Genomic DNA, 14,163 nt, shown 5'->3' on the forward strand with positions numbered 1-14,163 from the left:
TTTTGCGATACGATAACAAATAAAAAACCTCCATGAAAAGATTTTTGAATTTCGCGGTTTTCGCCCTGATGTTCTGCTGGCATGCAGGCGCGCAGGAACCCCGGTCGCTCACCGGCACCGAGGCCGAAGGCTATCGCGGCATCTGGTTCACCATCGGGCAGGCCCGGTCGGGATTCGGCCCCAAATATTCGGGCGGCCTCGGCACCTATACGATGAAGCACATCCCGGTCGCCGTCTACGCGGCGGAGGCGGACAAAACCTTCTTCGTCTACGGTGGAACCCCGGCCGCCGACCGCAAATACCTGCTCTGCACGGTCGGCTGCTACGACCACAAGACGGGCATGCTGCGCCGCCCCGTCGTAGTCTGCGACAAGGGCGTGAACAACGTGCACGATCCGCACGACGACCCCACGATCCAGATCGACAAGGAGGGGTACGTCTGGATTTTCGTCGCCGGGCGCGGCAACACCCGCCCGGGCATCCGCTACCGCAGCCGGAAACCCTACGACATCTCCGCCTTCGACTACGTCAACGAGAGCATCATGGCCTATCCGCAGGTACATTACCACCCGGACGAAGGCTTCTTCCTCTTCTTCACGCGCTACGACGGCAAGCGGCGGCTCTTCTACCAGTCGAGCCCCGACGGCGTCGAGTGGACCGACTACCGATCCCTGGCCTCCATCATGGAGCCGGGCGAAACCAAGTCGGGACACTACCAGTTCTCGACGCTCTGCGGCAAAAAGCTGATGTGCTGCTTCAACCGCCACATCGACGGCAACTGCGACACGCGGACGAACATCTATTACATCCAGTCGGAGGACTGGGGCCGGACGTGGACGACGGCGGACGGACGCCGGGTCACGCTCCCCGTCACGCGCCGGAACGACATCTCGCTGATCCGGGATTTCCAGTCCGAACGCCGCAACTGCTACATCAAGGACATCAACTTCGGAAGCGACGGCAACCCCGTGATCCTCTATCTGACCAGCGACAACTACCTAACCGGCCCGGCCGGCGGGGTCCGAAGCTGGCAGACGGCCCACTGGGACGGCCGGCAGTGGCACTTCCGGGACCTGACGACCTCGACGCACTGCTACGACAGCGGCAGCATCTGGATCGACGACGACGATGTCTGGACCGTCATCGCGCCGACCGATGCCGGCCCTCAATACTGGGGCACGGGCGGCGAGATGGTGATGTGGCGCAGCCGCGACAAGGGCCAGAGCTGGCAACGGGTGCGGGCGCTGACCCACGACAGTCCGCGCAACCACTCCTACGCCCGGCGTCCGGTCCACGCGCATCCGGATTTCTACGCATTCTGGGCCGACGGAGACCCCGACAACATGAGCATCTCCCGGCTCTATTTCTGCAACGAGCGCGGCGATCTGTTCCGGATGCCCTACACGATGCAGTCCGAGTGGCAGAAACCCGAACCGATACCCGGCGGCAGACCCCGCGACTGACCGCAGACGATCAAACCGCAAACGATTAACTTACAACCCAAAAAAACAGACCATGTACAGAAGAATTTTTTCCCTGCTGATGCTTACCGCTCTTTTCGCCGGCATCCCCCACGTATCCACAGCCGGCCGGAAAGCCGACATAGAGATCGCCAACCGCGTGGCGCAATGGCAGATCGACAACTTCGGCAAATACATCTCCTCGAAATCCGGCACGCGCCGCGACCAGAACTGGGTCAACGGAACCCTCTACCGCGGCATGGTGGTCTGGGGCGAGACCTCGGGCTACAAACCTTGCGAGGATTTCGTCATGGAGATCGGCCGCCGCACCGGCTGGAGCATGGACACCCGTCCGTATCATGCCGACGACATCTGCGTGGGGCAGGCTTACCTGCTGCTCTACGAGAAATACCGGGACCCGGCGATGCTGGCACCCGTGAAGGAGCGCGCCGATCTGGTGGTTGACCATCCGGCCAAAACGCAGCTCCACATCAAGGCCAAAGACGGGCAGAAGCGCTGGAGCTGGTGCGACGCGCTCTTCATGGCTCCCCCGGTCTACGCACAGCTGACCCGCATCACCGGCGACCCCAAGTACCTGAAATTCATGAATGCCGAATTTTACGCGACGACCAGCAAGCTCTACGATACGGAAGAGCGTCTCTTCTACCGCGATGCGAGCTTCATGGACATGCGCGAACCCAACGGCCGGAAAGTCTTCTGGAGCCGCGGCAACGGCTGGGTGTACGCCGGACTGGCGATCCTGCTGGAGACCGTTCCCGAGAGCGATCCGTCGTACGACTTCTACCGGCGTCTGTTCCTCGAAATGACCGATGCGCTCCTCGCCTGCCAGGACGAAAACGGCTCCTGGCGCCCCAGCCTGCTCGATCCGGAGGTCTATCCGACGCCCGAGAATAGCGGATCGGCATTCTTCACCTACGGTCTGGCATGGGGCGTCAACCACGGAATCCTGAAAGGGAAGGTCTACCGCAAGGCCGCCAAACGGTCGTGGAAAACGCTCTGCTCCTATGTCCGCGAAGATGGCCGCATGGAGTACGTGCAGCCCGTAGGCGCCCGGCCCCGCATCACCAAGCCGGATCAGACCGAAGGCTACGGCGTCGGCGCCTTCCTGCTGGCCGCTTCGGAGATCGTGAAGATGTGATCCTCCGCAGCGCCGCAGCGAAACCCATTCGGAATAACCAACCAAAACCATAAGCCATGATTTCCCTGAAAACACGCATATCCCGATTGCTTCTGCTCGCAGCATGGGCCGCGGGCATGACGATGAGTTCGTGCTCCTCCGACCCCGAGGTCGAAGCGGCCGATTCGGTGGAGGTCCGCAATCTTCAGGACGAGATCTGTTTCGCCTACGATTCCGAGGAGCCCCTGGCGTTCAGCATCGTCTCGAACAAGACCTGGTCCATCGCCAAAAGCAACCTCGACTGGCTCGAAGTGTCGCAGATGAACGGCGGCTCGAAATATCCGAGCACCGTGCTCCTCACCCCCTCGGTCAACGACGACCTGGAGCGCAGCGGCATACTGACCGTTTATGCCGGCGCCACCACCCGCCGGGTGACGATCGTGCAGGAGGCGTTCCCGATCGTTCCGGAAATTACGCTCCGTTCCGGGCTGCCGGACGACAAGACGCTGAGGTTCAGCTACACCGACGCAGCGCCCGTAACCTTCACGATTTACAGCAACATCGCGTGGCAGGCTTCGACATCGGGCCTCGACGGCTGGGCCGAAGTCGCACCGCTGGAGGGCGCACGCAAGCAGGAGACCGAGATCGTCGTAACCCCGACCCCGAACGAAGGCGACGAGCGCAGCGGTACGATCACGTTCACGGGCGAGGGGCTGGAAGAGCCGCTCGTGGTGAATGTCTCGCAGGAGGCCGTCGATCCGACGCCGCTGCTCATCGTCTCGGGGATCAAGGACGGGCAGGTCGCGTTCGCCAACGCGCCGGAAGCCCCCTTCACCTTCTCCGTTCAGTGCAACCGCCGCTGGGAGATCACCGGCGAGAATCTCGACTGGCTCACCGTCGAGCCCTCATCGGGACGCAGCAGCCTGATTCCCGTGGAGGTCGCCCTCACGGCCCGCGACAACGAGCTCTACGAACCGCTCGAAGGCCGGCTGACCCTGCATGTCTACGACGACGCGATCGAAGACGTGACGATCACCGTCACGCAGGACGCCAACAAACGGCTGCTGGCCCAGTGGACGATGGACGACACGGTGCCCTGGAAGACCTACAATCCGAACTTCGCCGCGGACGGACGCATGAAGGCCGACCTGCCGGAGGGTACCGGAGCCGTCGCGGCCTGGCAGCAGGTCAACGCGACGGTCGGAGGCAACAGCTATACGGCCTCCTTCAAGATCAGCAACGACGGAACGGCATACAGCTTCAACAAGATCTGGAACGACGACCACCTGCTGATCTACGTGCCCGTCGAGAACATGGGCGCCGGCGCACAGATCAACATCCGCTACTCCGTGGCCATGAACGGCTCGAAGATGCCCCGTTTCTGGGTCGTCGAATGGTCTGCCGGCGACGGCGTGTGGACACCCACCAGCATCTCGTCGTTCCCGTGGCTGGGCACGAGCGGCCAGAACTCGAAGAACATGTACTTCGACGCGACCTATGCGATGCCCAACGAAACGGCGGCTTTCAGCAGCCCCTACCGCTACATAGACATCAGCGAGACGGCGACGATCCCCGTTGACATCGAGAACGGCGCACTCTGGTTCCGCATCCGCTGCTCCGACGCGACCCACACCAGCTACTCGTCGAAAACGGAGCGCACCGAGGCCGAAGGTCCCTACAACGGCTGGATCTTCCTGAGCGGATACGGCCGCAGCAACACGGTTCCGGCCGAGAACGCGATCTCGATCTGGCAAATAAAATAACATTCATTGCAGAACCGCCGGCAGTCCGCAAGAGGGGGCTGCCGGCAGGTTCTCGATTTCCTACAAACCTAAAATACAACCGAGCATGAAAAATTTATCCACCGCTGTATTGTCGGGCGGATTGCGATGTCTGTGTATTGTTCTTTGCATGCTGCTGCTGTTGCCCGCCTCGGCCCAGCCATCGGCGGATTCGGGACGGAAAATTCGGGTCAGCGGTCGGGTCGTCGATTCCAAAGGCTTCGTGATCGCCGGGGCGACCGTTCTGGTGAAGAACGGATCAGCAGGCACGGTGTCCGACGCGCAGGGGAATTTCCAACTGACGGTTCCCCAGGGTGCGACGCTGCAAGTCTCGTTCCTGGGTTACGAATCCCGGGAGATCAGCGCGATAGGGGGGGGGAACCCCTGACCGTAACGCTTGTCGAACAGACTCAGCAGGTCGATGATGTCGTCGTCGTAGGCTACGGCGTCCAGAAGAAGGAGAGCGTCCTGGGCGCCATCTCCCAGGTCGGCACCGACGAACTGGTCAATTCGGGAACGGCCAACATCACGCAGGCCATCACCGGCAAACTTTCGGGCATCACGAGCATTCAGACGAGCGGCCAGCCCGGCAACAACGACGTGCAGCTCTATGTGCGCGGCGTATCGAGCTGGAACGGCTCGGACCCCCTCGTGCTGGTTGACGGCATCGAGCGCAGCTTCTCGGACCTCGATCCGAACGAGGTGGCCACAATCTCGGTGCTGAAAGACGCCTCGGCGACGGCCGTGTTCGGAGCGAAGGGCGCCAACGGCGTCATCATCGTCACCACGCGCTCCGGAAACACCGGCAAACCCAAGATGAACATCTCGCTCTCCTACGGTCTGGATTTCCCGACGAACATCCCCGACCACGTCAGCTCCGCGAAAACCGCCGAGCTGCTGAACGTGGCGCTGAAAAACACGCAGAGCTTCGGATCGCTGATTCCCCAATGGCAGATCGACGAATACGCCCGTCCGTCGTCGAAGATCAACACGATCCGCTACCCCGACACCGACTGGTTCGACCTGACCATGCGCACATGCGCCCAGACGATCACGGCCAACTACAACGTTTCGGGCGGCTCGCAGCGCGTCAAATACTTCCTGTCGCTCGGCTACAACCACGAGGGTTCGATCTTCAAGGATTTCTCGGAGTGGACCGCAGCCAACTTCCGCTACGACCGCATCAACTACCGTTCGAACTTCGATTTCGACGTAACGAAGAGCACCCGGCTCTCCGTGAAGGTCGGCGGCGTGCTGGGCATCCGTCAGGCCCCCACGGGGGCTTCGGTCTCGGGGCTCTTCAACATGATGTATTCGGCCTCGCCGATGATGTTCCCGGCCTACTACCCCGCCTGGATGCTGGATATGGTCTCCGACCCGGACTACCCCGACGCCTCGGGAGAGCGTCTGGCCAGTTCGAAAGGCAGTTTCTACGGCAATGCCAAGACGACGCTCTCGACGGGCGACTACCAGCAGACGACGAGCAACAAACTCTACACGGACCTCGTTTTCGAGCAGAAACTCGACTTCATCACCAAGGGGCTCTCGCTGAAGGCCAACGTCTCGCTGAGCACTTACTATTCGCGCGTCTCCCAGGAGGCGAGCAGCGCGAACCCGATGTACTACATCGACTGGGACGCCTACGACTCGGGCGAGGGCAATCCGTGGGTGCTGTCCACGCAAAGCGACTACGTGTACGAGCGCGATCCGTATTCCGTCACGACGGGAGTCATGCAGGACAACTACTATACGACCTTCTACTGGGAGGCGGCGCTCAACTACAACCGCACCTTCGGCGACCACACCGTGACGGCCCTGGCGCTCTTCAACCAGCGCGAGAACGCCAAGGTCGTGGATTTCCCCTACCACTCGCAGGGCCTCGTGGCGCGCGCCACCTACGACTACAAGCACAAATACCTCTTCGAGTGCAACATCGGCTACACCGGCTCGGAGCAGTTCTCGCCGAAGAACCGCTACGGATTCTTCCCTTCGGTGGCCGTCGGCTGGGTGCCCTCGCAGGAGCGTTTCTGGAAAGAGGCGATGCCCTGGTGGTCGAAACTGAAGATCCGCTACTCCGACGGTCTGGTCGGAAGCGACAGCGCGGCCGAACGCTGGCTCTACTACACGAGCTACGTCAGCGACAGCAGCGGCAACATCACCGAAGACAAGAGCGCCAACCTCGAAGCCCAATGGGAGGAGGCCCGCAAGCGCGACCTGGGCATCGAGATGGGGTGGCTCGACAACCGGCTGACGCTCAACCTCGACCTCTTCGACGAGAAGCGCACGAACATGCTGGTGGAACCCAACGTCACGATGCTCGTCGGCACGCAGTACAAGGTCGTGAACCGGGGCAGCATGAAGAAGCACGGCATCGACATCGAACTGGGCTGGAACGACCGGACGAAATCGGGCTTCAACTACCACCTGACGGCCCTGCTGTCGCTCAACGAGAACCGCATCACCAACTACGAGGACGCACCCTACGCCCCCGACTATCAGAAAGTGGCCGGCAAAGCCTACATGGGGCAGACCGGCGGCATGAGCGTCGTGGATTCGGGGTACTATGAAAACGTCAACGACATCCACAACTACCCCGCCTACTCGGACAACTGGCTGTACGTCAATATCGGATCGTACAAATACCTGGACTATGCGGTCGATGGCTCCCTCAACTCGCAGGACCTGCACGCCATCGCCGGCAGCCAGTATCCGCCGGTCAGCTGCTCGTTCCGGGGCGGATTCGAATACAAGGGGCTCGAATTCAACATGCTGTGGACCGCCGACTTCGGCAAGTACGTCAACTACAACAACAGCTGGGAGATCGAGTTCACGAAGGGCGACTACCGCGCCTCCAAGTCGCAGCTCGACTACTGGAGCCCGACCAATCCGAATGCCAACCACGCCACGCTGGTCTTCGGCGGCTCGTCCGGCCACCCCATGTACTCGTGGGCCGGAACCACCGGCGCCGGCTCGACGATGATGCTCGAAGGCCGCACGTGGCGCAAGGCCGACTACATCAGTCTGAAAGAGGTCTATCTGGGCTACACGTTCCGCTCGAAACGGGTGCTGCAACGCGCCGGATTCCGCAACCTGAGCCTCTATCTGACGGGCACCAACCTGCTGACGCTCTCCGACCTGATCGAGGGCGACCCCAAGAGCACCACCTTCACCACGGGCTTCTACCCCATGATGACCAGCGTCAAACTGGGCGTAAAAATCGGATTCTAAGATTCTAACCAAGAAAAGAGCATGAAAAAAGCGATCATATCCATTCTTTCGACCCTCACGTTGAGCGTCTCGGGATGCAACTACCTGGACATCAACCCCGAGATGGGTCTCGACGAGGATCAGGTGTTCACCGTATGGGACAACTTCAAGTCCTACTACTACAATATCTACACGACACCGACGGGAATCCATTGTGCCTATCCGCTCTATCTCGACATGAACGCCCGCCGCTACACCTGGTATCAGTTCACCGATCTGAGCGACGCCGGCCGCCTGCTGCGCTGCCAGCAGATCAAGTCGGGGACGATGGGCGAGAACGCCGCGGAATTCACGACTTCGACGGCCGGACGGGCGATCTCCTATTCGATGTTCCGCATCATCCGCGTCTGCAACAAGTGCATCGAGAACATCGGCCGCGTGCAGAACGTCAAACAGGAGAACAAGGACGACCTGCTCGGACAAGCCTATTTCGTCCGCGCATACGCCCACTTCACGCTGTGCCGTATCTTCGGCGGCATGCCCTATCTCGACAAGGCGCTCGACGAGAACGACGAGTGGGACATGGCGCGGCTGACGGCCTGGGAGACCTATTCGCGGTGCGCCGAGGATTTCGACCGCGCCTACGAGTGCTTCGTCTCCGCCGGCAAGGTGCGCCGGGATGCCGCTCCCGGAACCGAAGGCCATCTGACGAGTTCCGACATGGCCTATCCCAACGGCGTGGCGGCCAAGGCGATGAAAGCCCGCGCACTGCTCTATGCGGCCAGCAAGCTGAACAACCTGCACGGCCAGAGCGACTGGGAGGATGCCGCCGAAGCCTGCGGCGAAGCCATCCGCATCGCCGAAGAGTACGGCTACGACCTGGTTCCGGGAAGCGAGTGGTCCAGCAACTTCTGGGGCGCCGCCTACACCAACGAACACATCTGGGCCTGGAACTACGGAAGCGGCAGCTACTACCAGACGGATGTCTGGTCGGCGGTCTTCGCCTATCCGCAGGCGAATTTCTCCAAATCCAGCGGAGAGTGCCCGACGCAGAACTGCGTCGATCTTTTCGAGACCGTCTGGGGCGACCCGCTGGAGACCGAGGCCGAGCGTCAGGAGGCGATCGCCCAGGGACACTACGACGAGCAGGACCCCTACTCGAACCGCGACCCGCGTCTGGATCTGACGGTCGTCCACGACGGCAGCGTCGTGTCGATGTGTCCGACCGGGATCAACATCCACTACGACCCCTCGACGGGAACCTATCCGATGACGGTGATCAACAGCCAGTCGCGCCAGTTCGGAATCGCATGGGGCTCGATGGACAGCAAATCCACGGGATATTCGAATACGGGCTATTACATAAACAAGTGGTGGAACGGCGGTTACGGATCGGGCACCGCATCGAGGACCGAGCACACCGACCCGCTGATCCGCATGGCGGAGCTCTACCTCAACTACGCCGAAGCCGTGAACGAGGTATCCGGACCGCAGGGCACGGCCGGCGGCCTTTCGCTGACGGCGCTGGAGGCCGTGAACAAGGTGCGCAACCGGATAGGAATGCCCGACGTGCTCGACAAATTCACGGGCAGCGCCCCGCTGCTGCGCGAACGCATCCGCAACGAACGCTGCGTCGAACTGGCCTTCGAAGGCCACCACTACTACCACGACATCCGCCGCTGGATGATCGCCCCGCAAAAGATGACCGCGACCCTGACGGGCATGTACATCGAGAAAACCGATGTCTCGGAACAGTATCCGAAAGGCCGCATCTACACGCGCCGTGCGATTCCGCAGAACCGGCAGTCATCGTGGAAGGATGCCATGTACTACATCCCGTTCCCCACGGAGGAGGCCAACAAGATGAAGAACTTTGTCAACAACGAAATTTGGTAGAACCACATCATGAAGAACACCTGCATATACCTATGGGGCATCCTGACGGTATGCGTCATCGGAACGATTCAAGGCGCTCCGCATCCGGAAGAGGCGGAAAACCGCGTCGCCGCGATGTCCGATTCCGCGATTCGGACGGACTCCGCGATTCGCGCCCGGCGCGTCCTGCGTATCTATCAGACTTTGGACATGCCTTTCGCCCGCACGCTCGACAAGCGCAGTTCGACGAGCAGCACCGCGGCCTATTACGAAAACGACCTGGACAAATATCCGTCAAACGACCTGCGCAACGCCTTCACGGGCGTCGTGGACGGACTGACGGTCACCGAGCGGAGCGGCATGCCGGGGCTGCACTACGGGGAGGAGTCGCTCCGCGGGTCGATCACCAGCCGGGGATTCACGCCGACATTCGTCGTTGACGGCATGCCGATATACCTCTCGCAGCTGCAACTCGATCCCGAGGAGATCGAATCCATGACGTTCGTCCGCGACATCGCCGACAAGGCCCTCTTCGGATCGCGCGCCAGCGGCGGCGTAATCAACATCACCACCCGTCGCGGACATCCCGGCGAACGGCGCATCCGCGTGGGGTTCGAAAGCGGCGTGAGCGTGGTGGACCGCAGTCCCGAATGGGTCAACGGCGTCGAATACGCGCAGTTGCAGAATCAGGCGCGCATCAACAGCGGATACGCGCCGCTCTACTCCAACGAAACGATCGAAGGGTTCACGCTCCGCGATGCGAACAGCCTCACGGCGCCGAACGCCGACTACCGCAGTCTGATGTTCAAGGACACGAAACCCTATTACAAGGCCAACGTCTCGTTCGACGGCGGGTCGGAGCGGCTCGCATACAGCACCTACCTGGGGTATGCCGGCGAAGGGGACATCTTCAAGGTCGGGAGCACGGCCGACTTCAACCGGCTGACCGTCCGCACGCACCTCAACGCCGCCATCACGCGGGACCTGAAGATCGACTTCGGATTCGCCGGCGGCCTGAGCTTCCGCCGTTCCCCGCGCTACGGCAACAGCGGAGCGGCCTCCGCCGCGGAGTTCGACAATGCGTTCGTCGGGGCCGTGCGCACGCCCGCGGTGGAATTTCCGCTGATCGTCTCGCGCGACGAGACGACCGGAAACGTCGTCTACGGCGTCAGCCAGAACTACGGAACCAACCCCTACGCCGCACTCACCGAAAACGGCTTCTTCACGGAGAAAGGACGTTCGGGCACCGTTGCGACCACACTGACCTACGATCTGCACGCCCTGCTCAAGGGGCTGAAGTTCCAGTCCTATGCGGCGCTCGACCTCTTCAACATGACCCGCATCGGCAAGAATCCCGACTACACGGCGGTGATCTACGACCAATCGACCGGTTCGACCATCAAGACCCCGCACGAAGGGGCGCAGGTCTCCGGCAAGTCCATCATGGGCAAATGGACCCATCAGGGGCTCTTCCTGCACGAAAAGCTGAGCTACGACTACCGGAACGACGACCACCGGGTCGGCGCGGCGGCGGTCTTCTATCTGGAGACGGTCGAGCGCTCGGGAAACTCCTACCGCGAACGCCAGCTGGCGCTGATCGGCTCTCTGGACTATGCGTTCCGGGAGAAGTATCTCTTTCAGGCCGTCGTGAACTACGCCGGTTCGTCGATGTTCCGGCCGGGGAAACGCTTCGGGGTTTTCCCATCGTTCGGCGTGGGCTGGGTCGTATCCGAAGAGGGATTCATGCAGGACGTGAAATGGATCGACTACCTCAAGGTGCGCGGTCAGGCGGGCGTGATCGGCTACGACACGTTCGGCTCGCAGGACCTCTACGAGGACTACTACGTGAAAAGCAAGGGAATCAATTTCGGGTCTTACACGACGAATTACCAATGGCTGGGCTCCTCGAACCGCTACCAGTCCTACATCAATACCATCTCGCGGCTGGGCAATCCCGACCTGACCTGGGAGAAACGCAAGGAGATAACCGCGGGCATCGACGTGCTGCTGCTGCGTAAACGGCTCTCGCTGGAGGTCAACTACTTCAACACGAAGCGCGAGGGCATCATCACCAACATGAGTTCCGTACTGCCGAAACTCTACGGCATGGACGGCATCGGCACCTACGAGAATTACAACGACATCCGCTATCGGGGCTGGGAGGCCGCGCTCTACTGGTCCGACCGGATCGGCAAGGTGGAGTACACCGTAGGCGGCAGCATCTCGACGCTCAAGGGCAAATACCTGCGCTACTCCGAAAACGTGGTTTACGATTACCAGCGCGTCACAGGATCGGCGACGGGTTCCTACCGGGGCTATGTCTGCCTGGGCAAGTTCACCTCGCAGGAGGAGATCGACACCTCGCCCCGGCAGCTCTTCGACGACGAAGTGCAAGTCGGCGACCTGAAATACGCCGACCTGAACGATGACGGACTCATCGACAGCAACGACACGCGGGTGATCGGCAACACGACGCCCAAAGTGAACTACTCGGTGAGCATCAACCTGCGCTACCGGAATTTCGACCTGACGATCGTCGGAACGGGCCGGGCCGGATTCGACACGGCGCTGACCAACAGCTGGTATTGGAACGGCTGGGGAACCGACAACTATTCGACCTTCGTGCGCGACAACATCGGCGGCGACTATCCGCGCCTGGCCTACGTCAAGTCGAACAACAACTTCCAGAACTCCTCGTTCTGGCTGCGCGACGGCGGATACTTCAAGATTCAGAACGTCGAACTGGGCTACAACCTCCGCTTCCGCAGCCAGTCGGTCTTCAAGGGGCTGCGCGTCTTCCTGCGCGGCGCCAACCTCTGCACCATCAGCGGAATCAAGGATGTCGATCCAGAAAACATCAACTCGGGAGTGACCGAGTATCCGCTCTACCGCACCTTCACGGCAGGGTTCAAACTCTCTTTCTAAATGTTTCCGATCATGAAAAATACAATTTGGGGGCTGACAGCCCTGCTGGCGCTGGCCGGATGCTCCGACTTCCTCGATCCGCTGCCCAACGGCCACTATACGGACGAAAATCTGAATGAATACCCCTCCATGATCCGCGGTTTCGTCGAAAAAAGCTACGACCTGCTGCCTACGGCCTACACGAAGGCGGAGTATCTCTATCTCGACGGTGCGACGGACGACCTGGTCATAACAGAGCGGAACCATGCGATGCGCAGCTTCGCCCTCGGCACCGGAACGCCCGCCAGCGACCCGTTCAAGACCTACTGGATACGCGACTACCAGGGCATCATGTATGTGAACAAGTTTCTGGACAACGATCTGGGCCTCACCACGCGCTATATGATCAACGAGGAGCAGAACAGGATGTTGCAGAAGAACCTGCAAGGCGACGCCTACGCCCTGCGGGCCTGGTGGCAGTACGACCTGCTGCGCAAATGGGGCGGCCGGGGCACCGACGGGCGGCTGTTAGGATTCCCCATCGTGCTCGAACCCGTCGATGTCTTCGACGCCGACGCCGGCTCGTTCGAACGAGCCACCTACGAGGAGTGCGTGAAGCAGATTCTCGACGACTGCGACCGGGCGCTCGAATACCTCCCGGAGGCCAACCGCGACTGGCTCACGACCAATACGAACCTCGAAGGGGCGATCCGCTGGCATCGTTTCGACCAGCTGTCCGTCAAAGCCTTGAAGGCGCTGGTCTACCTGCAATGGGCCTCTCCGGCGTTCAACCCCGACAACGACCTTTCGCGCTGGGAGAACGCGGCGAAATACGCCGCCGAAGTGATGGATTTCAAACTCACGCAGGACGGAGCCCACGGATTCGATCCCGCAGCGGCGTTCGCCTGGACTGATCCCAACAGCCCCGAGATCATCTGGTCGTCCGACTACTCGAAAGGCAGCACGCTGGAGAAGCTCTTCTACCCGGCCGGATTTCTCGGGACCGGCAGCCTGGGCCCCACCCAGGAGCTGGTCGATGCCTTCCCGGCGGCCAACGGCTATCCGATCGACCATCCCCTGTCGAATTACGATCCGCTCCGGCCCTATGCCGACCGGGATTCGCGCTTTTACAGCGCCATATTCCATAACGGGGCGGATGTCTGCCGTGTCGGCAACGGCGAAGTGATGTACACTTTCGACACCTCGGTCGGCGGACGCGACGAGGCCGGAGGCATCAACAATTCGATGACCAACTACTACATCCGCAAGTACCTCTACCTGGGGTGGAACGGCAACGACGAGTCGATCCAGACCATGCCCAAGTCGATCTTCTTCATCCGCTGGGCCCAGATGTGCCTCACGTTCGCCGAGGCGGCCAACCGGGTGTCGGGCCCGACGACGGAACTCTACGGCTACACCCCCAAGCAGGCCCTCGCCTATCTGCGAAGCCGCCCCACCAACGACGGAATGCCGGGCGTCGGAGCGACGGCGGACCCCTATCTCGACGAATGCGCCGCCGCGGGCCCCGAGGAGTTCGAGAAGCTCGTGCGCAACGAACGCCGCATCGAACTCTGCTTCGAGGGGCAGCGTTTCTACGACCTGCGCCGCTGGGCGACGGACGCCACCGCACTGAACGGCTCGGTGAGCAAGCCGGTCATCTCCGCCGCGCAGATCAACCGCGTCGAGGTCGAAAAGCGCAGCTACCAATCATTATGGGTGCCCATCCCCTACACGGAGATGATCCGCATGGAAAAGATGGTGCAGAACGAAGGATGGTCCAACTGGGAATAAAAAACAA

General features: G+C 61.2%; 8 protein-coding genes. All 8 read left to right on the plus strand.

Annotation, left to right across the window (positions count from 1 at the left end):
• The first annotated feature begins 32 nt into the window (after positions 1-32).
• Positions 33-1,463, plus strand: coding sequence for a BNR-4 repeat-containing protein (locus WMO46_RS11535; RefSeq protein ID WP_278964281.1), 1,431 nt, complete (start codon positions 33-35; stop codon positions 1,461-1,463).
• A gap of 52 nt (positions 1,464-1,515) precedes the next feature.
• On the plus strand, positions 1,516-2,619 hold the full coding sequence (locus WMO46_RS11540) for a glycoside hydrolase family 88/105 protein (RefSeq protein WP_165357770.1): 1,104 nt from the start codon (positions 1,516-1,518) through the stop codon (positions 2,617-2,619).
• Positions 2,620-2,675: 56 nt separating this feature from the next.
• The gene (locus WMO46_RS11545; protein ID WP_278964282.1) at positions 2,676-4,361 is read left to right on the plus strand and encodes a BACON domain-containing protein; all 1,686 of its coding nucleotides are present in this window, start codon (positions 2,676-2,678) and stop codon (positions 4,359-4,361) included.
• Positions 4,362-4,509: 148 nt separating this feature from the next.
• On the plus strand, positions 4,510-4,767 hold the full coding sequence (locus WMO46_RS11550; protein ID WP_019151032.1) for a carboxypeptidase-like regulatory domain-containing protein: 258 nt from the start codon (positions 4,510-4,512) through the stop codon (positions 4,765-4,767).
• Positions 4,764-7,607 (plus strand): SusC/RagA family TonB-linked outer membrane protein, encoded by a 2,844-nt coding sequence (locus WMO46_RS11555; RefSeq protein WP_349094415.1) that lies wholly within the window; start codon positions 4,764-4,766, stop codon positions 7,605-7,607. Before WMO46_RS11550 ends, WMO46_RS11555 begins: the two co-directional genes overlap by 4 nt.
• A 21-nt stretch (positions 7,608-7,628) precedes the next feature.
• Positions 7,629-9,482 (plus strand): RagB/SusD family nutrient uptake outer membrane protein, encoded by a 1,854-nt coding sequence (locus WMO46_RS11560; protein WP_019151035.1) that lies wholly within the window; start codon positions 7,629-7,631, stop codon positions 9,480-9,482.
• A 9-nt stretch (positions 9,483-9,491) separates the two neighbouring features.
• Positions 9,492-12,386, plus strand: coding sequence for a SusC/RagA family TonB-linked outer membrane protein (locus WMO46_RS11565; protein ID WP_129651794.1), 2,895 nt, complete (start codon positions 9,492-9,494; stop codon positions 12,384-12,386).
• A 12-nt stretch (positions 12,387-12,398) separates the two neighbouring features.
• Positions 12,399-14,156, plus strand: a complete 1,758-nt coding sequence (locus tag WMO46_RS11570) for a RagB/SusD family nutrient uptake outer membrane protein (protein WP_278963565.1) — start codon at positions 12,399-12,401, stop codon at positions 14,154-14,156.
• The last annotated feature ends 7 nt before the right edge of the window (positions 14,157-14,163 follow it).

The sequence above is a fragment of the Alistipes intestinihominis genome (assembly GCF_040095975.1).
Classification (GTDB): Bacteria; Bacteroidota; Bacteroidia; order Bacteroidales; family Rikenellaceae; genus Alistipes; species Alistipes senegalensis.

Excerpts from the sequence above, each read along its gene's own strand:
- WMO46_RS11535 (WP_278964281.1), top strand. The coding sequence starts at position 33 with ATGAAAAGATTTTTGAATTTCGCGGTTTTCGCCCTGATGTTCTGCTGG.
- WMO46_RS11540 (WP_165357770.1), top strand. The coding sequence starts at position 1,516 with ATGTACAGAAGAATTTTTTCCCTGCTGATGCTTACCGCTCTTTTCGCC.
- WMO46_RS11545 (WP_278964282.1), top strand. The coding sequence starts at position 2,676 with ATGATTTCCCTGAAAACACGCATATCCCGATTGCTTCTGCTCGCAGCA.
- WMO46_RS11550 (WP_019151032.1), top strand. The coding sequence starts at position 4,510 with ATGCTGCTGCTGTTGCCCGCCTCGGCCCAGCCATCGGCGGATTCGGGA.
- WMO46_RS11560 (WP_019151035.1), top strand. The coding sequence starts at position 7,629 with ATGAAAAAAGCGATCATATCCATTCTTTCGACCCTCACGTTGAGCGTC.
- WMO46_RS11565 (WP_129651794.1), top strand. The coding sequence starts at position 9,492 with ATGAAGAACACCTGCATATACCTATGGGGCATCCTGACGGTATGCGTC.
- WMO46_RS11570 (WP_278963565.1), top strand. The coding sequence starts at position 12,399 with ATGAAAAATACAATTTGGGGGCTGACAGCCCTGCTGGCGCTGGCCGGA.